General features: G+C 52.7%; 20 protein-coding genes and 1 tRNA gene. 18 read left to right on the top strand and 3 right to left on the bottom strand.

All coding sequences use genetic code 11. The features are described 5' to 3' along the window. Positions 1-186: 186 nt before the first annotated feature. The 11 genes from M0R70_02640 to M0R70_02590 all read left to right on the top strand — a co-directional run bounded on the left by M0R70_02640 (position 187) and on the right by M0R70_02590 (position 10,232). Positions 187-1,080, top strand: coding sequence for a universal stress protein (locus M0R70_02640; protein ID MCK9418259.1), 894 nt, complete (start codon positions 187-189; stop codon positions 1,078-1,080). Between the two features lie 110 nt (positions 1,081-1,190). Continuing rightward, complete coding sequence (locus M0R70_02635; protein MCK9418258.1) at positions 1,191-2,495, top strand: sigma-54 dependent transcriptional regulator; 1,305 nt, start codon at positions 1,191-1,193, stop codon at positions 2,493-2,495. Positions 2,496-2,680: 185 nt separating this feature from the next. Then, positions 2,681-2,827: a hypothetical protein gene (locus M0R70_02630; protein MCK9418257.1), complete on the top strand. Its 147-nt coding sequence runs from the start codon at positions 2,681-2,683 to the stop codon at positions 2,825-2,827. 134 nt (positions 2,828-2,961) lie between these two features. Further along, a complete protein-coding gene (locus M0R70_02625) occupies positions 2,962-3,705 on the top strand; it encodes a GntR family transcriptional regulator (protein ID MCK9418256.1) in 744 nt (247 codons plus the stop codon). A gap of 33 nt (positions 3,706-3,738) precedes the next feature. Continuing rightward, a complete protein-coding gene (locus M0R70_02620) occupies positions 3,739-4,983 on the top strand; it encodes a sulfite exporter TauE/SafE family protein (protein ID MCK9418255.1) in 1,245 nt (414 codons plus the stop codon). 2 nt (positions 4,984-4,985) lie between these two features. Beyond that, positions 4,986-5,699 (top strand): hypothetical protein, encoded by a 714-nt coding sequence (locus M0R70_02615; protein MCK9418254.1) that lies wholly within the window; start codon positions 4,986-4,988, stop codon positions 5,697-5,699. Between the two features lie 8 nt (positions 5,700-5,707). Then, on the top strand, positions 5,708-6,151 hold the full coding sequence (locus tag M0R70_02610) for a universal stress protein (GenBank protein ID MCK9418253.1): 444 nt from the start codon (positions 5,708-5,710) through the stop codon (positions 6,149-6,151). A gap of 77 nt (positions 6,152-6,228) precedes the next feature. Further along, the gene (locus tag M0R70_02605) at positions 6,229-7,893 is read left to right on the top strand and encodes an ATP-binding protein (GenBank protein MCK9418252.1); all 1,665 of its coding nucleotides are present in this window, start codon (positions 6,229-6,231) and stop codon (positions 7,891-7,893) included. Beyond that, complete coding sequence (locus M0R70_02600; GenBank protein MCK9418251.1) at positions 7,886-9,277, top strand: sigma-54 dependent transcriptional regulator; 1,392 nt, start codon at positions 7,886-7,888, stop codon at positions 9,275-9,277. The genes M0R70_02605 and M0R70_02600 overlap by 8 nt, the downstream gene beginning before the upstream one ends. 213 nt (positions 9,278-9,490) lie before the next feature. Beyond that, on the top strand, positions 9,491-9,922 hold the full coding sequence (locus tag M0R70_02595; protein ID MCK9418250.1) for a universal stress protein: 432 nt from the start codon (positions 9,491-9,493) through the stop codon (positions 9,920-9,922). A gap of 106 nt (positions 9,923-10,028) precedes the next feature. Continuing rightward, positions 10,029-10,232: a hypothetical protein gene (locus M0R70_02590; GenBank protein ID MCK9418249.1), complete on the top strand. Its 204-nt coding sequence runs from the start codon at positions 10,029-10,031 to the stop codon at positions 10,230-10,232. Between the two features lie 17 nt (positions 10,233-10,249). Here the strand turns inward: M0R70_02590 and M0R70_02585 are convergent, their stop codons facing one another. Further along, on the bottom strand, positions 10,250-10,468 hold the full coding sequence (locus M0R70_02585) for a hypothetical protein (GenBank protein ID MCK9418248.1): 219 nt from the start codon (positions 10,466-10,468) through the stop codon (positions 10,250-10,252). 427 nt (positions 10,469-10,895) lie between these two features. Between M0R70_02585 and M0R70_02580 the strand changes: the two genes are divergently transcribed. Further along, complete coding sequence (locus tag M0R70_02580) at positions 10,896-11,687, top strand: universal stress protein (GenBank protein ID MCK9418247.1); 792 nt, start codon at positions 10,896-10,898, stop codon at positions 11,685-11,687. 195 nt (positions 11,688-11,882) lie between these two features. Then, positions 11,883-12,407, top strand: coding sequence for a hypothetical protein (locus tag M0R70_02575; GenBank protein MCK9418246.1), 525 nt, complete (start codon positions 11,883-11,885; stop codon positions 12,405-12,407). 212 nt (positions 12,408-12,619) lie between these two features. On the opposite strand, the gene M0R70_02570 is transcribed toward M0R70_02575, so the two are convergent. Further along, positions 12,620-14,560, bottom strand: a complete 1,941-nt coding sequence (locus M0R70_02570) for an aconitate hydratase (protein MCK9418245.1) — start codon at positions 14,558-14,560, stop codon at positions 12,620-12,622. 230 nt (positions 14,561-14,790) lie between these two features. On the opposite strand from M0R70_02570, the gene M0R70_02565 reads away from it, so the two are divergent. Continuing rightward, positions 14,791-15,216: a ferritin gene (locus M0R70_02565; protein MCK9418244.1), complete on the top strand. Its 426-nt coding sequence runs from the start codon at positions 14,791-14,793 to the stop codon at positions 15,214-15,216. A gap of 130 nt (positions 15,217-15,346) precedes the next feature. On the opposite strand, the gene M0R70_02560 is transcribed toward M0R70_02565, so the two are convergent. Beyond that, positions 15,347-15,808, bottom strand: a complete 462-nt coding sequence (locus tag M0R70_02560) for a universal stress protein (protein MCK9418243.1) — start codon at positions 15,806-15,808, stop codon at positions 15,347-15,349. Positions 15,809-15,981: 173 nt separating this feature from the next. Here M0R70_02560 and M0R70_02555 point away from each other — a divergent pair, with 173 nt between their 5' ends. The 4 genes from M0R70_02555 to M0R70_02540 all read left to right on the top strand — a co-directional run bounded on the left by M0R70_02555 (position 15,982) and on the right by M0R70_02540 (position 20,446). After that, the gene (locus M0R70_02555; protein MCK9418242.1) at positions 15,982-16,923 is read left to right on the top strand and encodes a branched-chain amino acid transaminase; all 942 of its coding nucleotides are present in this window, start codon (positions 15,982-15,984) and stop codon (positions 16,921-16,923) included. Between the two features lie 85 nt (positions 16,924-17,008). Further along, positions 17,009-17,093: transfer RNA gene (locus M0R70_02550), tRNA-Leu, on the top strand. Positions 17,094-17,157: 64 nt separating this feature from the next. Beyond that, positions 17,158-18,768, top strand: a complete 1,611-nt coding sequence (locus tag M0R70_02545; protein MCK9418241.1) for a C40 family peptidase — start codon at positions 17,158-17,160, stop codon at positions 18,766-18,768. A gap of 145 nt (positions 18,769-18,913) precedes the next feature. Further along, positions 18,914-20,446 (top strand): YifB family Mg chelatase-like AAA ATPase, encoded by a 1,533-nt coding sequence (locus tag M0R70_02540; protein ID MCK9418240.1) that lies wholly within the window; start codon positions 18,914-18,916, stop codon positions 20,444-20,446. Positions 20,447-20,482: the final 36 nt, after the last annotated feature.

The following is a 20,482-nucleotide window of genomic DNA, read 5'->3' as shown; positions in this document are numbered from 1 at the left end:
CGATCATATCGGGGCCAGTGGTGATCTGGATTTATCTCGTCTTAATAATCCCGGAACAAGTTGACATATCGCATAATTATCATTATGATATTGATGATGCATCAAATATGTACGGTTGCCACATTTTGTTGCGCGTTCAATTGTCTAATAATGGAAAGCCACTAAAGCTGCAACATGGAGGTTATTATGGCAGAGATATGTCCGGTGGTAAATACTGAGAAGTTGCTTCTTGCAACAGATGCTTCACAATTCAGCGAGGGCGCCATACGCGAGGCCATCCGGCTCGCAAAACGGTGTTCAAGCAAGCTTTCGGTATTATCCGTGATCGAAACGAACCCTGAGTATGAAACGATCGCGCCCCAGCTTCTGGAAAAAGCTGAGAAGTCCGCACAGGAGCATCTCGGATCCGTGAAAGAACGGGCAAAAAAAGAGGGGGTGGATTGCACCACCAGCATCCTTGAAGGTGAAGACTCCTTTAACTATATTTCCGACGAAGCGGCCAAGAACAAGGTATCGATGATCATTATGGGAAGGCGCGGCCGTTCGGGGCTGAAGCGGCTTATGATGGGGAGTGTCACCTCGCGCGTAATCGGCCACGCGCCATGCAACGTGTTAGTCGTGCCAAAGGCGGCGCAGGTGGATTTCAAGAGCATCGTGGTTGCGACGGACGGCTCGAAATACTCGCTTGCAGCGGCGTCCGAGGCCATCGGGCTTGCGAAGCAGAACAAGAGCGAGTTGACGGTCATCAGTGTGGTTCCGTCAGAGCTTATGACCCCCACGGACATCGACTTGACCATGACCCACAAGGAACTCATCGCGGATAAAGAGATGCACGAGGCGGAGAAGAACGTCAAGTCAGTTAAAGAAGCGGCGCAGAAAGAAGGTGTCGCGGTAAAGGCCTTTGTCATGAGCGGCAGGCCCGCCGACGCCATCATCGAGATCGCCAGGGACAAGAACGCGGACCTCATCGTGCTGGGAAGTCATGGCCGGACCGGTCTGGAAAAACTCCTCATGGGCAGCGTGGCAGAGCGGGTGATCGTACTGTCGTCCTGCGCGGTGCTGGTAGTGAAGCGGAAATGACTACGAGGGATGAGGGATGATCGTTCGCTACGCGCACAAGGACGAGGGACGCGCGTATCCTTTCCTTTTCGTCCCTCTTCTGTCGTCCATCGTCCGTCGTCTTATTTATTATGCTCAACATCCTAATCATATCCGATGAATCGAAGTACATCGCGGCCCTGTTCAAGGCTACCGGTTTTACTTCTGATACGCAGAATCAGAGCAGGGAGAGTGACACTTCGGGAACAGTTCCCGCCGGCATGGAAGGGTATGATATCGCCTTGCTGGACCTTGATACAGAGAACTGGCAGCATCGGCTTCTGGACGTGCGACAGAGCATGCCCGTCATAGCCTTCTCTCATCCGGACCTGAACCGGGCAGTGGAGGCTATGAAACTGGGGGCGAGCGATTATCTGGGAAAGCCGTTGACCACAGAGACCCTGAGTCAGGTCATCGAGAAGCACAAAAAACAGATCCTGAACCAAAAGTATGGATTTGATGAGATTATCGGGACGAGCAAGCCCATGCAGGAGGTCTTCGGGCTTATTAAAAAGGCCGCGGCGAGCGAGAGCAATGTGCTGATCACCGGTGAGAGCGGTTCGGGCAAGGAGCTTATCGCCCGCGCGATCCATCGCTGGAGCCCGCGGAACGAAAAGTCGTTCATGACCATAAACTGCAGCGCGATCCCGGACACGCTTCTTGAGTCGGAGCTTTTCGGATTTGAAAAGGGATCGTTCACCGGCGCCCAGTACATGAAGAAAGGCCTTCTTGAACAGGCTGACGGCGGAACGGTCTTTTTTGACGAGATCGGAGATGTTTCGTTGTTATTCCAGACAAAGATCCTGCGGGTCCTCCAGGAAGGGGAGATCATGCGGATCGGCGGAATGCGTCATATGAACGTGGATGTGCGTTACATAGCCGCCACGAACGTCGACCTCAAGACAGCCTGCCAGCGCGGAACCTTCAGGGAAGATCTCTTTTACCGGCTGAACGTTATCAATATCCATCTGCCCCCGCTGCGCGACCGGTTGGAGGATGTGCCGCTTCTCGCAAAACATTTTATCCAGGAACATGCGGCAAAGCGGAAAGACATCATGATCAAGGGCATTTCCAGCGATGCCCTGCACATCCTCAAGGAGCACAGCTATCCAGGCAATGTGCGTGAACTTGAGAACATCATTGAACGCGCCATATCCTTCGCGAACACCTCGGACATTCTGCCGACCGATCTCCCTCCCTATCTTATGCTGACATCCCCTGCTAAACCCAGACCCGCGGCACAGCGGCTTCGGGATGCCATCGTGGCAACGGAAAAAGAAACTATAGCTTCAGCGCTCCGTGAGGCTAATGGAAACATATCCCGCGCAGCAACAGCCCTCGGTATCTACCGGCAGCAACTTCAAAGAAAAATAAAACAATATAATATCGCAACATAAATAAACTTAGTGCAACATCATGGTGCACTAACTGCCACGAAAAATCGCACAATTTAATAAAAAACCGCATCATTTGATTGCACCACCATGCCCACAACATTAAAATTAATATAAATTTCAACCAGTTATAATATGGCATGTCTCTTGTAATACAATAAGATAGAAATTGATTCAGGAGGTATTAGATGGAAAAACTAATAAAAATGATAGAGGATATCATGGTAGCAATCACCTTTGCCGAGGCTGGAGAATTCGACGAAGCGAACAGAATAGCCGGGAATGATATTGCCCGGGATGAGAAAAGCGCGGAGCTTATTTCTGTTAGAAAATAATCTGTGCTGATCTCCTAAGTTTGCGCATGCTTCTTGACAACATAATATGTGGATCATTCGGGCTTTCCTGAAAAAGAAAACCCCGATTTTTTTGACCAATAATAATCATTATAACAACCTGAAGAAATAAACTTATGTTGACTAATAAGACAATAGATAGAGAAAGCCAGCAAAAGCTCTATGTCCAGATGTTCTCTATTATCAAAGAAAAGATAGAGACTCGCGAATGGCCTGTGGGATCGCAGATTCCTACTGAAGACGAGCTTTGCAAAATCTATGATGTGAGCAAGGCAACGATCCGGATGGCCATTGCCGATCTGGTACGGACCGGGTATCTCAAAAAATTGCAGGGCAAAGGCACCTTTGTCAAGCATTCAATTCCAGACCTCGGCATAACCATGAAAACAAGATTGACCGAAGATATGTTCGGAGAGGGGGTGAGCGCACGAAAGGAGCTTCTGGTGAAAGGGATCAAGGTGCCGCCTGCGGACGTGAAAAATTATTTAAAGGCCGAAGGCGACATCTACTACATTCTCTGCAAGAGGGTCGTGAACAGTGAGCCTGCCTACCTTGAGGAGTCATTCATTCCGCTCGACAGCGTTCCCGACATAGCAGAGTTTGAGGTCTGTCAGACCCCTTTTTATGAAATGGTGCAGCAGAAGTCAACAAAAAAGATCTTCAAGGTCGTCCAGATGATCGAGATCACCGGAATGACCGACGACGCCGCTTCAATTCTCAAGACCGGTGTTGGCACGCCGATGCTCCTGCTCCATCGGCTTCTCGTTGCGTCCGATGGGAGCCCGATCGCCTATACCCGCTTGATGGGATGTGGCAGAAAGTACAAGATCCAGACGGAACTGATACAGATTACCTCGTAACCGGTCACAAAAATATACAGAGGAGGGTTTGATATGGGAGCAATGAGAAACACCTACGAATTTTTGAAAGCGGCGTCCATAGCGCACGCCAAGTGGGACTATGAGGTCTCCATGAGCATCATTCATAACCGGAAGAAGATGTGGCTCCTGTTGCTCATGCTGATGCCGATTCTGATCATTACACTGGCAGACGCTGGTAATATGCTGGGCGGCAAGACCGCCTATGCACCGGCATTTTATTCAGACAGCATCTTTCTGATCTCGATCGCCATCGGCCTGGCCGCAGGGCTCATCACCGGCTGTATTGGCGCGGGCGGCGGATTTATCATCACCCCGGCGCTTATGGCCGCGGGCGTCAAGGGCATCCTGGCTGTGGGCACCGACGTGTTCCACATCTTTGCCAAGGCCATCATGGGCACCACGGTCCATAAAAAGCTCGGTAACGTATCGACGAAGCTGGCAATAGCGTTCCTCGTCGGTTCGGGCGCCGGGACGTTCATCGGCGGCTCCATCAACAGGTTTCTCTATGACAAGGATCCGCTTCTTTCCGAGGCGTTCATCAGCCTGGTCTATGCTGTCCTGCTCGGCTTTCTCGGCGTGTATGCCATGATGGACTTCTGGAAATCCCGCCATGCGACGGGCGGCGATGCCCACGGCGGGTCCTCGGGCACGACCGACTTCGCTCGGAAGCTCCAGAGCATGAATATCCCGCCCATGATCACCTTTGACGAAGATTATGTCGAGGGAGGCAAGAAGATCTCCGGCGTGTTTATTGCCATGGGCGGCATGATCGTCGGCATCCTGGCCGCCATCATGGGTGTGGGCGGCGGGTTCGTCACCTTTCCCATGTTCGTGTACACCTTCGGCGTGTCCACGGCGACTACCGTAGGCACGGATATTCTCCAGATCATCTTTACCGCGGGACTGGCCTCCATCGTGCAGTACGCCATCTACGGCTATGTGTTCTATACCCTGGCCATGGGCATGCTGATCGGTTCGCTCATCGGCATCCAGGTCGGCGCACTCACGACCAAGGTGGTGAAGGGCATCCAGATCCGCGGGTTCTACGCCGTGTCCATCCTCGCGGGATTCATCAACCGGGCGGCAACGCTGCCCAAAAAGATGGTGGAACTTGAGTACATAAACATGTCCAAGACGACCATCAACGCAATCGAATTTTTCGGCAACATCATTTTCTGGGTCGTGGTCGCCATCTTCGGCATCTGGATCTTCAGCAAGTTCTTTGCCAACATTAAAACGCTCAGAGAGGAGGCATAGCCATGATCATAAAAAATAAATCCACATTTTTCACCGGAGCATTCCTTGCGGTGACCTTTGCCGGCGTGCTCGCTCTTATCTTCTCGCCTGTCTTCGGTGACGGCAGGAACGGGCTTGTATACGCCGACGATATGTTCAACAAGCTTTCGAAAGGGTCGTCCTACTTCATTCCCAAGGTCATGAAGAGTAACGAGAAGTTTGCGAATACTTCCCTGGCGATCGCGATAAAATATGAAAAGCCGGAACAGATTGACGGCACCGTGAAGCTCCTTGCTGATGCGGGCATTGATGCGAAAAACGCGAACCCGGAGCTTCAGGTCAATGGCAATCTCGGCGTACTGATGTCGAAGATACTCCAGGATGCTGACGACATGTTCAAGAACGACGGCGCAACGGTTGCCAAGCGCTACGGAGTCGAGGAAAAGAAGGTCATGGAGTCATGGCATGTCCTGCTCAAGACCATGGACAAGGCGCTCAAGAAGCAGGGCAAGATCGAAGAGGCAAAGATCGTCTCTGATGTGATGAAGAAGGCCGTGGAGCCGGCATATAATTACTACAAGATCGAGGCGCAGCAGGTTGCGGACAAGGCGCTCATCATGACAGGGCTTCTCGTATTCTACGTGGTCTATACCATGTGGTGGGGTTTTGCCATATTCTACATGTTCGACGGGATCGGCCTTACCATGAAAAAAGCCAAAGTAAAAAGAGAGGTATAGGAGGGAACATGAAAGTATTGGTACCGGTTGACGGATCCAAACATGCATCAGAAGGCATCAAGGTGGCATCTCACTATGCAAAGACAAAAGATGCGCAGCTGTACCTGATAACGGTCATCCCGTCGGTGGCGGACATCGACCTCGAACTTTCCGCTTCAGAGCGCAACCGGCTTCTCGAAAGCATGAAAAAACAAGGAGAAGAGCTCCTGGCCAAATCAACGGAATTGATGAAAGCGTGCGGAGTTGGCAAGGTGAACACGGTCCTTGCCACGGCGCCCTCTCCCGCACAGGAGATCGTCTCTTTTGCTGAAAAGGAAAAGATCGACCTCATCGTGATCGGAAGCAGAGGGAGGAACGCGAACAGTCGCTTCAGCCTTGGAAGCGTGGCAGCCAACGTCGTGCGCCACAGCCACTGCTGTGTCTATGTCGTGAAAGAACCGTGCTGGATATAAAAAAACGCGGGGGTTCGGTGGCGGCGCCATCGAACCCCTGTTTCTTTTTAAGCGGGGTTACGCTATAATAACGTCACATGAAGATACGGGATAAACTCTTCGTCGGTTTCGGCCTGTATATATTTCTTTTGGCCATACTCGGATTCTTTGCCTATAAAGAGCTCCGGACGATCTCTCTGCGGCTGGTCCTCGTGGAGACGGCGGACGATATCACCAATACCATCCTTGAAGTACGGCGATATGAAAAGAACTTCCTCCTGTTCAAGGACCAAGAAAGCCTCGACGTATTGCAAAAGTATCTCAGTACGCTCAAGAAAACCATTGATGACATCAAATCGGAGATCGCCCGGGAGATCGGCGGTAAGGATAGCGCCATGATGAAGCAGACCATCGCCGAGTATGAGCGCCTCATTGAAACCATCGCGGCGAACGATACCTCCCAGGAAGAGCTGGAGGAACTCGTGCGGCTCAAAGGACAGGACGTGGAGCGGACGCTTGGCAACACGGCTCTCCGGGCGTTTCTCGTCCTGAGGCGGCAAGAGAAGAACATCATGCTGTACAAAAATAAAGTGGTCTATGAGAATTTCATGAGGACTGCGCAGCACCCGACCCTTGCCTCCCATCCCGCGATCCGGGAATACCGGGACCTCGTTACCAGGCTGTATGGTCTCTACGAGGCGAAAACGGAAGCAATTGAGAGAATGCGCATCACGGCCCGGGACATCCAGTCCTTTACGCAGAACCTTTCAAAAAAAGAACGGGCGAGCATTGCCACGACGATCAAGATGTCCATCACCCTGCTGGTGGTCGCGCTGGTGCTGGTGGTTATTTTCGGGACCATCATCAACATCAAGCTGGCAAACAGCATCGCATCGCCGCTTCGCACGCTTGAAAAAATAACCAAGAAGATCGCCCAGGGTGATTTTTCGGAAAGCATCGAGGTTAAGGGAAAGGACGAGCTGGCATCGCTCGAGGCGTCGTTCAATCTCATGGAGGAGAAGCTGAAGAACGCACTCTGGTCGCTCGAGCACACCATCGAAAAGCTGCGGGAGAAACAAGCGCAGCTGGTGGAGGCGGAAAAGCTCGCTTCGGTCGGGATGCTCGCCGCCGGCATAGCCCACGAGATCAACAATCCACTCACCTCGGTGCTTACCTTTTCCAACCTCATCCTCGAACAGTGTCCCAAGGCCGATCCGAGATGCGACCAGCTCAAGATCGTAGTTCGCGAGACCGAGCGGGCGCGGAACATCGTTCGGCAGCTCCTCAATTTTGGAAGAGAAGTGAATATCAAGCCCGTCAAGATCAACATCAACCGGCCGGTGGAAGAGATCATGGACTCACTTGTCGCGCAGGAGGCTTTTAAGGGGATAGAACTCTCCATAAACCTGGGCGAAAATCTGCCGGATGTGTATGCCGACCCGGCCCAGATAGGGCAGGTGGTCCTGAACCTTTCATTAAATGCCATTCATGCCATTACACCGCCGGGAAAAATCGAGGTGTCCACCCGGGTCATTGACACGTTTGTCGGGATCGTCTTCCGTGACACGGGCTCGGGTATAGCTCCGGAGCATATGGGCAAGATCTTCGATCCCTTTTTTACGACCAAGGGAGAAACGAAAGGTACGGGCCTCGGACTGGCCGTGAGCTATGGTATCATTAAGAAACATGGCGGAGATATCGAGGTCGCCAGCGTTATGGGACAGGGGACGACATTTACCGTGAAGGTGCCGATCCATGGATAAGATAAGAGCGCTCGTCGTGGACGACGAGTCAAGCGTATGTGAGGCCATGAAGGCCATCCTTGAGATGGAAGGAATTGAGGTGATCGCCACGACGAGCAGTGTGGACGCGGTCGATATGGTGCGAAAGAACTCTTTTGACCTTATTGTATCGGACCTCAAAATGCCGGTCATGAATGGATTCCAGTTCTATGAAAAGGTCCGGGAAATCGACACTGACAGCATATTCATCATCATCACCGCGTTCGGCACCATCCCGTCAGCCGTGGACGCGGTCAAGAAAGGGATCTACGACTACATCCCCAAACCGTTCTCGCCGGATGAAGTAAGGTTACCCGTCAGGAGGGCGCTCGAAAAGCGAAGGCTGGAACGGGAGAACCTCGTTCTTCGTACGCAGATCGAGACGCGGTATTCGTTCCAGAACATCATCGGCAACAGTCCAGAGATCCGCGAGACATTCCGGGTCATGCGCCACGCGGCATCGAGCGAGAGCAATGTGCTCGTGACCGGCGAGAGCGGAACAGGCAAGGAACTGGTGGCGCGGGCGATCCATTCGAACAGCGTGCGGGCCCGTCGGAAGTTCGTGACGGTGAACTGCGGAGCCATCCCCGATGGGCTTATCGAGTCCGAGTTCTTCGGCCACATGAAGGGATCGTTCACGAGCGCGATTGCGGACAAACGCGGACTTGTGGAAGAAGCGGACAAGGGAACCCTGTTCCTCGATGAGATCGGCGAGCTCTCACCGCCGCTCCAGGTAAAACTTCTGCGGGTCCTGCAGGAAGGTGAGTTTACGCGTATCGGCGACGTCCAACCGCGCAAGGTGAATGTGCGCGTTATCGCTGCCACAAATAAAGACCTGAAGAAAGCCATCGCTGAGAAGAATTTCCGGGAAGACCTGTTCTACCGGCTGAACGTGATCCCCATCGAGCTGCCGCCTCTTCGCAGGAGAAAGGATGATATTCCCCTGCTCGTAAACCATTTTATCGACAAACACAAGAACAAAGCGCCGGAAAAGAATATCACCGGAGTTGTTAAGGACGCGATGCAGGCGCTCCTGAACTACCATTTCCCGGGTAATGTGCGTGAGCTCGAGAACTCGATCGAGTATGCCATCGCCTTTACTGCGGGGCCGGTTGTGCAAAAAGAAGATCTACCCAAGTATATTCTTGAGGATAAGAAGCTCAGCCAGGATGCGCAGAAGATCCCGATCATGCCGCTCAAGGATGCGAAAGGCCAGTTCGAAAAGAGCCTCATTATCGCGGCGCTGATTGAATCAGGCGGTAATATATCCGAGGCAGCGCGCCTGCTCAACGTCCACCGTCAGAATCTCCAGCAGAAGATCAGGCTGCTTGGTATTGATATGGTATCTGTCTCTCCTATAAAATAATTGATTGCTCCAAAATACCTCTAAATTATCCCCCGTCTCCGTTCTCCCCGGCATAGTGCAGTAATAACTTGCGCCCCCTCATGCAGTAAAAAAACTGCACCGCACAACTTAACCTCTTGAAAAATAGCAGGTAAAATTCTGGCACGCCCCATGCAATATAGTTAGATCAGAAGCGGACAAAACAATAAAAAAATCCAACAGGAGGTAGTTAACATGAAGATCATGGTTGCTTATGACGGCACGCTGCAGGCGAAAGAAGCCCTGGTGTACGGTATGGACAAAGCGCGGGAGAAGGGCGGAGAGGTAGTGGCACTCCATGTTTTCAACAACAGCATGTTCATCGATTACGATGCTATCGTTGATGCACAGGGCATTGCAAAGGCTGAAGCAGAACAATTTATCAACGAGGCAAAGACCATCATTCGCGAGAAGGGCAAAGGTGTGAAGGCGAGCCTCTTCAGCACTGAAGGGAATCCGACCGAGGAAATGATCAGCTTTGCAAAGGCGGAGAAGGTGGATGTTCTGCTCTGCCCGCCGAAGTTCACGAAGATCATCAACAAGTATCAGAGGGCTTTGGGTGAATCCGAACTCACGAGCGAAGCAGCAAAGCTGCATGTTGCCGCACTTTCCACGAAGTCGATGTAAAAGAAAAGACCCGCTTCTCGCGAAGGCCAGGAGGAAGGTTTTTTCTGATTTTAAGAACGATACGAACTATCTGCGAAAATGATTGGTTGTTACAGGGAGAGCTATCATGGATTTTGAACACGCATTTCTTCAATCGAATTTTTTTATGCTATTTCAGATGATGTTCATGGGATCGCTTCTCGTGCCCAGCATTATCGGCAGGATAGACCTTTACGGGAAGGTTGTGAGGGCGCTCGCGTCGAATGTCGTAAGTTTTGGACCAGTTGCCCTGCTTGTGTACGTTCTCTATCAAGTATCACATTTAAACTGAGAAGGACGTGACCAGTTTTAGGGTTCGAACTTGGTCATATCGATCTCCCAGAACTTGTTGGACTTATGGTTGGTCCTGGAAGATTTTTTCGGAAGCAAAGGGGTGTTGAGCCTATTCCAGATCTTGAGCAGTTCCTGCTGGACAACGGGTACATTCCCCGCGAGAGCAAGTGCCACCAGCAGTTGAAAAAGAAGAATGTTCCTGAGGTTAATCGCGAATATTTCGATGTGCATCATTGCCTCCTTGGTCTAAAGAAATTAAGCAGTATGAATTCGGAGTGTATCTTGACAACGGGGTTGCAACTCCTGCAGACCAGCAGGCTCATAAACGCCGGCTTCTGCAAATGCGACGGCAACCCAGAGGTCTTCGAGCATTGCGATAAACTTTTTCATAGTGGTCTCCTTGGAATCTGAATTATGAACATTGCCTGGTTGATATCATATATAGCAATGACCATGCCTGATTGCAAGGCATTGAGTTAATTGTAAATTGTGATAATTTGTAGTAAGTGGTGCAATTAATAGATGCGCTAATATGGACATGTTAAATGCAGATTTAAATAACTGCTAATAAAATAACAAGTTATTAATGCATCTATATGATGCACCAACATTTCATGTTGCACATACAGAGCCTGACTTATTACCCAGAAAGAGGTCGCTTATGAAGATTCTTACCATATACGATGGCACAATCCAGTCCAAGACCGCCCTGCGCTATGGGATAAGGAAAGCAAAGGAAAAGGGTGGAGAGGTCTTAGTCCTGCATGTATTCCAGAGCAGCTTGTTCATTGACTACGGTGCCGGTCCCAAGGCAGAGGAAGCTGCCCGTGCTGAGGTAAAGAGGCACCTGCAAGATGCCGAGAACATGATCCGGGAAGTTGGTCCGGATGTGAGTGTAAAGATAATGTCTGTAGAGGGAGACCCTGCAGAGGAGACCCTGCGTGTCGCAGAAGCCGAGCACGCAGGATTGATCCTTGCCTCACCGCGCTACAGGGCGATCCTGAAGAAGGCCTCCTGCCCGGTATACATCATGCCAGGAACCATCCTGGTCCCCCTCGGCAGCTCGGACATGTCGTTGGCCAACAAAGAGGACATCATCGCAGAGACAAAGGCCACGAGTTCGAAGGTGTTGCTCCTCGGTATTGTGCCTGTCCATCTCTACAGCGCGGGAGAAAAAGTGGAGCTTGAACAGGTGAAGAAGTGGACAACCGCGACGGTCAAGAAGATCAAAAGCGCATTGACCAAAGAGGGGATCGATGTTTCGGAGGCGATCAAGTCCGGTTACCCGGACGAGGAGATCCTGAAGGCAGCCGAGGAATACTCGGTGTCCCTGATCATGCTTCCCGCAGGCGGAAAAACGCCTTCCGAGCTGACCAAGGCCGCGTCTATTTTACTCGATGAGCCGGAACGGGCGCGCATGCCGATTCTGCTCATGCGTGAGGCAGGGGTGTAAGGGAAAGTCTCTGATGATGTTATGTCACCAGTACGGCACTGGTAACGACCGTCTGCTCGTGAGTCCTCCAATTAAATTATTACTTGCCATGACTGACAGTTTGTTGTACTCTTGTTCTACGAAGGACGGAGCAGTTTGTCGCGCACAACATGTTGGTTGGTCATCAGGCCATATATTTTCTCAAGGAGGAACAAGATGAAAAAAGTTGTGATCGTTGTGGTAGCAATGGCCATGGTTATGGGTATCGGTATCGGGAGCGCATCGGCAGCCAACAGCTTGCAAAAGGGAACCATAGGATTTAATATCAATGCGGTTAATAGCAGTGATAGTTTCGTCATCACCGGCAAATACTTTATTTTAAGAGATCTCGCCGTGCTTGCCGGGTTTGGTTTCGGCGCAAAAGGCGGTGATGCAAAGGGCACTGATATTGGAATAGGCGGCGGTGTAAGAAAATACCTGAAAATCGACGACTTTGCCCCCTTTGCAGGAGGTAGTATTTTCTATAGCAAGACGCGGGACGGAGACCAGAAGGACATGAGCATCATGGGGGAATTCGGCGCTGAATACTTTCTACACAAGCAGTTCAGTGTTGAGGGAAGCGTCGGTTTCGGCTACACATCTTCAGAAACAGAAACAACTGCCGGTGCCGTGACGACCAAGTATAAGGAAACGACGATTGGGACTCAAAGAGCAGCGATAAGCTTTAACTTCTATTTTTAAAGTATCAGCAATCTTTTCCGTGAAATCCCCCGGCAGGTATCGATCTGTTGGGGGATTTTTTATTCTGGAAACGGAAGTTGGCAACAGGTGAACGCGGATTGTCTCTGATAAAGCCAGACGAATCATCACCACAAGGGTGAGTCTTGTTTTAGTTATAGAGATACTTTTTATCTGTATCTGCGTCCCCAATGTTCTTTTGAGGATAAGTCGTCTTATTTCGTCTGCGTTTTTGTGTAGTTCAGCATCCCGCCAGCCAGAAGAATGTCCCGTTGTCTCATGCTCAATGTATATTTCAGCGGAACACGATTGCCATTCGTCGTGTCATTGAGCATCAGGTCCGTTCCCGCCTCGAGGGCTGCTTTGATCGCGGCGATTTCGATCTCATCATTTGCTCCGATCGCATCATAATCAGCTTCGTTCGTGAAGGTGAGCGGCAGAATGCCGAAGTTGATGAGGTTCGCCGCATGGATGCGCTCAAACGATTTTGCGATCACTGTCTTGACGCCCAGGTACATGGGACAGATGGCCGCATGTTCGCGGCTCGAACCCTGACCATAGCTCGCTCCTGCGATCACGACATTGTGCTTTCCTGTTTTTTTGTTCTCAAGCGCTCTTTTTGCAAAGGACGCATCGACTCCCTCGAACACGAACTCCGCGTACTTCGGAATATTCGAGCGGTATTTCAATCGCGATCCCGCAGGCATAATGTGGTCCGTTGTGATCTTGTCGCCGACCTTGATCGTTACCACGCCATGAATGACGTCGGGAAGCGGTTCTGCAGCAGGCGGATCGCCGATGTTCGGGCCCCGGTAGACGGTCACCGACAGCGGGTCCTTGGCAGGGGGAAGGACCATCGAGTCGTTGGTCCAGAATTGTTCGGGCATGGCGATCTCGGGATAGGGGATTTCGAGATCACGGGGATCCATGATCCCGCCGGTGAGCGCGGCGGCAACAGCGGACTCGGGACTGGCGAGATAGACCTTCGCGCTCTTTGTGCCGGAGCGGCCTTCAAAGTTCCTGTTGCTCGTGCGGACCGAGATCGCGTCGGTCTTCGGCGCCTGGCCGCTCCCGATGCAGAAACCGCACGTCGATTCGAGGATCCTCGCTCCCGCGGAGACGATATCAGCCATTGCACCGTTCCTGGCGATCATCTCGAGCACCTGGCGGGACCCGGGCGCTACGCCGAAGCTCACATCCGGAAAGACCCTTCTTCCTTTCAACATCGACGCCACGATCATCAGGTCACGATACGATGAGTTGGTGCATGAGCCGACCATGACCTGGTCCACTTTCGTTCCCGCCAGCTCCTTCACCGTACCGATATTATCAGGGGAGTGCGGCTGTGCCATGAGCGGTACGATCGTGCCGAGGTCAAGTTCGATCACCCGGTGATAATCCGCATCAACATCAGCAGCGAGTGCAAGCCAATCAGACTCTCTTCTCTGTGCCTTGAGAAATGAACGGGTAATGTCATCGCTTGGAAAGATCGATGTGGTCACCCCAAGTTCCGCGCCCATGTTTGTGATGGTCGCGCGCTCGGGTACGGAAAGCGTTTTGATCCCGTCGCCGCCATATTCTATCACGGTGCCGACGTTACCTTTGCTCGTGAGCATCTTGAGGATTGTGAGGATGATGTCCTTGGCCGATACCCAGGGCTGAAGTTTGCCGGTTAAATTTATTTTTACGACCTTGGGACAGGTGAGGTAGAACGGTCCGCCTCCCATGGCCGCTGCCACGTCAAGTCCGCCTGCGCCGATGGCGATCATACCGATGCCGCCGCCGGTGGGCGTATGAGAATCGGACCCGAGGAGCGTCCTGCCGGGCCTTCCGAAACGCTCAAGGTGCACCTGGTGACAGATGCCGTTCCCCGCTTTCGAATAGTAGATCCCGTATTTTGATGCGACGGTCTGCAAATACCGGTGGTCATCGGCGTTCTCGAACCCGTCCTGGAGCGTGTTGTGGTCCACGTAGCTCACCGAAAGCTCGGTCTTGACCCGCGGCACATCCATGGCCTCGAACTGCAGATAGGTCATGGTGCCGGTCGCGTCCTGGGTTAGTGTCTGATCGATCCTGATCGCGATCTCGGTACCCGCTGTAAGCGTTCCTTCGACCAGATGTGATCCCAATATTTTGTAAACGAGATTATTACCCATAGTGTCACCCCTTCATCACATTGAATGCCCGCATATTATATTTCAAGAGATCGGATAAGGCAACGGGAATTTGACGATGAACCCTTATTAGCCACGGATAAACGGTAAAGCGTAAACTTTCTGGTCATGATAACATTGTCATATGCAAACCTTATTTTTCTGTGCTATAGTTAGCATATTCCGATACACTCGAAATGCAACTTACATACACTTTTCAAAGGAGGCGCATCATGGTGCAGAAGGCGAGTCCCAAATTGACGGAAATGATGAACCAGGCAATAGCAGGAGAGTTGCAGGCAATCGTGCAGTATATGTGGCACCACATCATGGTGAAGGGCCTCAATTCAGCGTCTCTCATGGACGTGTTCGAGGATATTGCCGTTGAGGAGATGAAACACGCCGAGAAGATCGCCGAGAGGCTTTTTTACTTCGATGTGGCCCCCACCATCAAGCCCAATCCCATAGCCAAGGGCGGAACCCCCGAGCAGATGCTGAAGGCCGACGTAAAAGCCGAGGAAGAGGCCATCACCTTGTACAAGGACATAATCAAGCGGGCCTCTACAGAGGGTGATGACACAACGAGACTGCTCTTCGAAGAGATCCTCTCGGATGAGGAACGGCACCACGATACGTTCACGACGCTCCTGGGAAAGTAAGTCGCTGCCTGTAATCGCAAGCTTCAAAGGTCAAAATGCAAAATGCAAAGTGGAAGACCGATTCGGTCTTTAGTCCATTTTGCATTTTGCTATTTTCAATCTGCAATTATCAATTCGCCCGTTAAGGGCGTCACGGCATTTTGAACTCTTTGCCTGCGATCCGCACGGTAAGCACGGGGCAGGAGGCCTTGCGCACGACCTTCTCAGCGGTGCTTCCGAAGAGCATATGGTCGATGCCTGTTCTGCCGTGGGTGCCGATAACGATCAGGTCAGCGCTCCTCTCCTTTGCGGTCTGGATGATCTCGACGAACGGCACACCGCGTACGACAATCTTCTCCACGTCTTTCACCTGTTTAGAGACCTCCGCGATCCACTTGTCCATCTCCTTCCACGCGCTCTTCTGCATGTCCTCAACCAGATCGCCCACGGAGAGCGACGAGGGGATGTACCACTCGGCAATGCTGATGTCCTGGATCACATAGAGCAGGATGAGCTTTGCCTGGTAATCCTTTGCCAGCGAGACGGCATGGTCCATGGCCGCGCGGGCGCCGTTCGAGAAGTCAGTCGGGAATAAAATAGTCTTGATCTGCATAGGCCCTCCTCAGGTTGATTTTAATGTTAGTTTAGCTCCACTCCGGGGCGCTGTCAAACGAAAACACGAGGGATTGCAGGGCCTTCCTTCGTTGCGATCATGCGTCCGCGTGAGTTGACCCAGGGGAAAAAAACCATTGACAATTCAGCATCAGGCTGTTATAAATGTCGCCTATGCTTAAGGCAACAGAAAAGATATGGATGAACGGATCGTTCGTGAAGTGGGACGATGCGAAGGTGCATATCCTTACGCACACGCTCCATTACGGGACCGGCGTGTTCGAAGGCATCCGCTGCTACAAAACCGATTCCGGTTCGGCCGTGTTCAGGCTGCAGGAGCACGTCAACCGGCTTTTCGACTCGGCCCATATCTGTCTGATGGATATTCCGTTTACCCGCGAGGCCGTTGCGGAGGCGATACTCGAGACCATCCGCGTGAACAAGATAGACGCTTGCTACATCAGACCGCTTGCCTATATCGGCTATGGGGCAATGGGCGTTTTCCCGAAGGAGAATCCTATTGAGCTCGCGATCGGCGTCTGGCCGTGGGGCGTCTATCTCGGCGAAGAAGCGCTGAAGAACGGCATCCGGGTAAAGATCTCGTCTTTCAGCCGGCCCAATGTAAACGCGACCATGGTGCGCTCGAAGACCACGGCGAACTATGCCAACTCTCTGCTTGCCAAGCGCGAAGCGCTCAAGGACGGCTACGACGAAGCCATACTGCTCGATACTGAAGGATACGTAGCCGAAGGGAGCGGAGAGAACGTATTCATGATTCGGAAAGGCGTGATCAAGACGCCTCCGCTCACCGCCATTCTTGAAGGCATCACTCGTGACACGATCATCCAGCTTGCCGCCGAGCGCGGGATGCGTCTCGTCGAGGAGCGGTTTACTCGGGATGATCTCTATATCGCCGATGAGGCTTTCTTCACCGGCACGGCCGCGGAGATCACTCCGATCCGTGAAGTGGACAATCGCAGCATCGGTGAAGGCAAGCCGGGACCGGTGACGAAGGAGCTGCAGGCCGCGTTCTTCGACATCGTCCACGGCCGTGACAACCGACATGCGGGCTGGCTCACCTCCATCACGGCGAAGCAGCCGACGATGAAAAAATAAGAACCAACCACAGAGAGCACAGGGAAAGGCAAGACCTTGAATCACGTTTTATCTCTGTGGCCTCTGTGGCGAAAGTTTTTTAAATGCCGAAGTGGTGGAACTGGTAGACACGCACGTTTGAGGGGCGTGTGGGGCAACCCATGGGGGTTCGAGTCCCCCCTTCGGCACCATTTTTTATTCGTATCGAACCTCATCCAAGCGCAGTATGCCCTCTCGCAGTTCTGAATCGATCTGATGAAAAAACTAATCTCCCTACTACTACCCTGGTTATTTACCGTTTTCCTCCCCGTCACGGGTGTTGGTCAAGAGCCCACAAACGCTGAGTTGGGGATCGTGTCCGCGCCGCTCGCGAACGTGCATGAAGAGCCGGTATCGAAATCAAGGCTCGAAACGCAGGTGCTCATGGGTGATGAAGTGCTGATCCTGGGAAAACAGGATAATCGTTACCGCGTGAAGATCCCGAGCCAGGGAAATCGCGAAGGCTGGATCCAGCAGGAAGCGGTCGACATCCCAAAGGACAAAGGCCGATCCTACCTGAACGCGAATCGTCAGTGGATCGTTATTACGACGCCGAAGGCCGAGGCGATGATCCTGGACAGGACCGGTGACCACAAGGTCTCACTGTATGCCGGCACGCGCCTGCCGGTGATCCAGACCACCGAAAAGGGGCATAAGGTCCAGTTCCCCGACAGGTCGGTTGCGATCATCGATGTTGCGGAAACAATGCCCGTGAAATCCGCTGATCCCGTCATAAACGATACCAGGCCCGAGGAAGTTACAAAGACGGCAAAGCAGTTCCTGAACGTCCGGCACCTCAGCGGCGGGATTTCGGCACAGGGCATGGACATCAGCGGCCTGATCTATATCACCTACCGGATCCACGGGTTCCCGCTCAGCACGGATCGCGCGTCGTTCAAAGACAGGGCCGAGCGTGTATCGAAAAAAGAGCTTGAACCCTGCGACATCCTTGTTTTTTATGGCGAAGGTCTCGGTTTGTACCTTGGGAGCGGGCGGTTTATCCAGGTTCCGAAAAAAAAATCGGCGCAGCTCGCCGGGATCCAGGATCGACGGTTTGCCAGCTCGCTCCAGTATGGTCTTCGAATCATCGGCGCCGGTCAGCCGGATGAGAAAAAGAACATGGCTGCCATGACCGCCGATGATATCCTGCTTGCGCAGGCGCGGATTTCGAAACTTCCGCTGAACAAGCGGATCGCCTCCTGGGCTAGCCGCTTTATCGGGACGCCCTATGATACGGACCCCCTCGGCCTCTATGTGCGCACCAACCGCATCGTGGCTGATGAAAAGGTCGATTGCATGTATCTTACTTTTCGTTCGGTAGAGCTCGCCCAGACAAGCACTCCCGGTGAGGCCATTGACCGGGCGCTCAGCCTGCGGTTCATCACCCAGGGCAAGGTCACGGACGGACTTGTCGCGAACTACGACGAGCGCTTTCAGTACGGCGAGGACATGGTTTTGAGTTCCAAGTGGGGAAAGAACATCACCGCTGACCTCGGCGCGACCAGGCAGATCGCGGGCTCACGCGGCAAAGACACTGTCGACATCCTGCCGAAAAATGTCCTCGCGACGCGGGCGCTCCAGAAGAAGCTGCAGGATGGCGACATCATCTACTGGGTCAAGGACCCGAAGAAACGCGTGGTTGAGGAGATCGTGGCCCACCTTTCGATCGTCAGGATCAAGTCCGGCAAGCCTTACCTGATCCATGCTGCCGGAGACAAGGACCGGCAAGACAAGTTCGGCGGAGGCGTGGTCAAAGAAGTTCCCTTTTCCGATTACGTGCGAAATATGCGGTTCATCGGCGCATTTGTTACGCGGTTCGAGCAGTAGTTTCCTGGCTGCAATTTCGGTTTGACAATCCCTTCATTTCTCTGCTATTCTCTGCCATAATAACAGTCAGGTTTTAAGGAGTTGGGAGCATGCTCCTTATTCCGCATTCCGAAATCCACATTCCGAAATTCATCGTAGGAGCCCTATGCTCTCCAAGGTCATCAGCGCTGCGGTGCTCGGCATCGACGCCTACCCGGTAGAAGTGGAGGTTGACATTGCGAGCAGGGGGCTTCCATTCTTCTCAACGGTGGGCCTGCCCGATGCAGCGGTGAAAGAAAGTAAGGAGCGCGTGCGTGCGGCGCTCAAGAACACTGGATTCGATTTTCCCCTCAAGCAGGTTATCGTGAACCTCGCGCCGGCGGACATCAAGAAAGAAGGGTCCGCCTTCGACCTGCCGATCGCCGTCGGTATGCTGATCGCCGAAGGCGTCCTGACCCAGGAGATGGTGGACGGTTACTTGATCGTAGGCGAGCTCTCGCTTGATGGCAGGGTAAAACCTGTGCGAGGCGCACTATCCATGGCCGTTCTGGCAAAGAAGGCCGGGTACCGCGGCATGGTGATCCCCGAGGACAATGCGCAGGAGGCGGCGGTCGTCGAGTCTGTCAAGATTTTCGGAATGCAGACCCTGCCGCAGGTGGTGGAGTTTCTCGCGGGCAATGCTCTGGTCGAGCCGGTGAATATCAATATCCAGAATGCCTTCGAAACCTACTCCGCGTATCAGGAAGACTTCTCCGAAGTAAAAGGCCAGGAACATGCCAAGCGCGCTATCGAGGTCGCGGCGGCAGGCGGCCATAACATCATCATGATCGGCCCTCCCGGTTCGGGAAAAACCATGCTGGCGCGCAGGCTTCCGACAGTGCTTCCCCAGATGAGCTTTGACGAGTCAATCGAGACCACCAAGATCCACAGCATCATGGGCCTGCTCAGAAAAGGCCAGCCGCTTATCGCGACAAGACCATACCGTTCGCCGCATCACACAATCTCGGATGCCGGCCTTATCGGCGGCGGCCAGGTGCCGAAACCCGGCGAGGTGAGCCTGTCGCACAACGGGATTCTCTTTCTTGATGAGTTGCCTGAGTTCAAACGGAATGTGCTCGAAGCGCTCCGCCAGCCCCTCGAGGACGGCCAGGTAACGATCTCTCGCGCCATCACATCGCTCACGTATCCCGCGTCATTGATGCTGGTGGCCGCGATGAACCCCTGCAAGTGCGGCAATTGGGGAGATCCGGCGCACCAATGTCAATGTACACCGCATCAGGTGCAGACCTACCGGTCGCGCGTCTCAGGCCCGCTTATGGACCGCATTGATATTCATATAGAAGTGCCTGCAATAAAGTTCAATGAGATATCGTCGGACACGCCTGCGGAAGCATCATCTCTGATCCGCGAGCGCGTTACCAAGGCGCGGGCAATTCAGTATGCACGCTTCAAGAGCGACGGCATCTACGCCAACGCCCACATGAAGCCTCGGCATATCCGGAAGTACTGTAAGATCGACGAAGACTCGCTCAGTCTTATGGAAAAAGCAATGAACCGTCTGGGGCTTTCGGCACGTGCGTATAATCGCATCCTCAAAGTGGCGAGAACGATCGCCGACATCGAAGGCAGCGAGAAGATCGCGACCGAACATATCTCCGAAGCGATACAGTATCGGAGTCTGGATAGAAGGATGAGTTGACGATGATCCTCTGAATTTATAATGCACTGAACGCAG

It is taken from the genome of Nitrospirota bacterium (assembly GCA_023229435.1).
In the GTDB taxonomy this organism is placed as follows: Bacteria; Nitrospirota; UBA9217; order UBA9217; family UBA9217; genus JALNZF01.
This window is presented reverse-complemented; position numbering and strand designations above follow the sequence as displayed.

Coding starts and splice junctions, on each gene's coding strand:
- M0R70_02640 (MCK9418259.1), top strand. CDS start 187: ATGGCAGAGATATGTCCGGTGGTAAATACTGAGAAGTTGCTTCTTGCA.
- M0R70_02635 (MCK9418258.1), top strand. CDS start 1,191: ATGCTCAACATCCTAATCATATCCGATGAATCGAAGTACATCGCGGCC.
- M0R70_02630 (MCK9418257.1), top strand. CDS start 2,681: ATGGAAAAACTAATAAAAATGATAGAGGATATCATGGTAGCAATCACC.
- M0R70_02625 (MCK9418256.1), top strand. CDS start 2,962: ATGTTGACTAATAAGACAATAGATAGAGAAAGCCAGCAAAAGCTCTAT.
- M0R70_02620 (MCK9418255.1), top strand. CDS start 3,739: ATGGGAGCAATGAGAAACACCTACGAATTTTTGAAAGCGGCGTCCATA.
- M0R70_02615 (MCK9418254.1), top strand. CDS start 4,986: ATGATCATAAAAAATAAATCCACATTTTTCACCGGAGCATTCCTTGCG.
- M0R70_02610 (MCK9418253.1), top strand. CDS start 5,708: ATGAAAGTATTGGTACCGGTTGACGGATCCAAACATGCATCAGAAGGC.
- M0R70_02605 (MCK9418252.1), top strand. CDS start 6,229: ATGAAGATACGGGATAAACTCTTCGTCGGTTTCGGCCTGTATATATTT.
- M0R70_02600 (MCK9418251.1), top strand. CDS start 7,886: ATGGATAAGATAAGAGCGCTCGTCGTGGACGACGAGTCAAGCGTATGT.
- M0R70_02595 (MCK9418250.1), top strand. CDS start 9,491: ATGAAGATCATGGTTGCTTATGACGGCACGCTGCAGGCGAAAGAAGCC.
- M0R70_02590 (MCK9418249.1), top strand. CDS start 10,029: ATGGATTTTGAACACGCATTTCTTCAATCGAATTTTTTTATGCTATTT.
- M0R70_02585 (MCK9418248.1), bottom strand. CDS start 10,468: ATGATGCACATCGAAATATTCGCGATTAACCTCAGGAACATTCTTCTT.
- M0R70_02580 (MCK9418247.1), top strand. CDS start 10,896: ATGAAGATTCTTACCATATACGATGGCACAATCCAGTCCAAGACCGCC.
- M0R70_02575 (MCK9418246.1), top strand. CDS start 11,883: ATGAAAAAAGTTGTGATCGTTGTGGTAGCAATGGCCATGGTTATGGGT.
- M0R70_02570 (MCK9418245.1), bottom strand. CDS start 14,560: ATGGGTAATAATCTCGTTTACAAAATATTGGGATCACATCTGGTCGAA.
- M0R70_02565 (MCK9418244.1), top strand. CDS start 14,791: ATGGTGCAGAAGGCGAGTCCCAAATTGACGGAAATGATGAACCAGGCA.
- M0R70_02560 (MCK9418243.1), bottom strand. CDS start 15,808: ATGCAGATCAAGACTATTTTATTCCCGACTGACTTCTCGAACGGCGCC.
- M0R70_02555 (MCK9418242.1), top strand. CDS start 15,982: ATGCTTAAGGCAACAGAAAAGATATGGATGAACGGATCGTTCGTGAAG.
- M0R70_02545 (MCK9418241.1), top strand. CDS start 17,158: ATGAAAAAACTAATCTCCCTACTACTACCCTGGTTATTTACCGTTTTC.
- M0R70_02540 (MCK9418240.1), top strand. CDS start 18,914: ATGCTCTCCAAGGTCATCAGCGCTGCGGTGCTCGGCATCGACGCCTAC.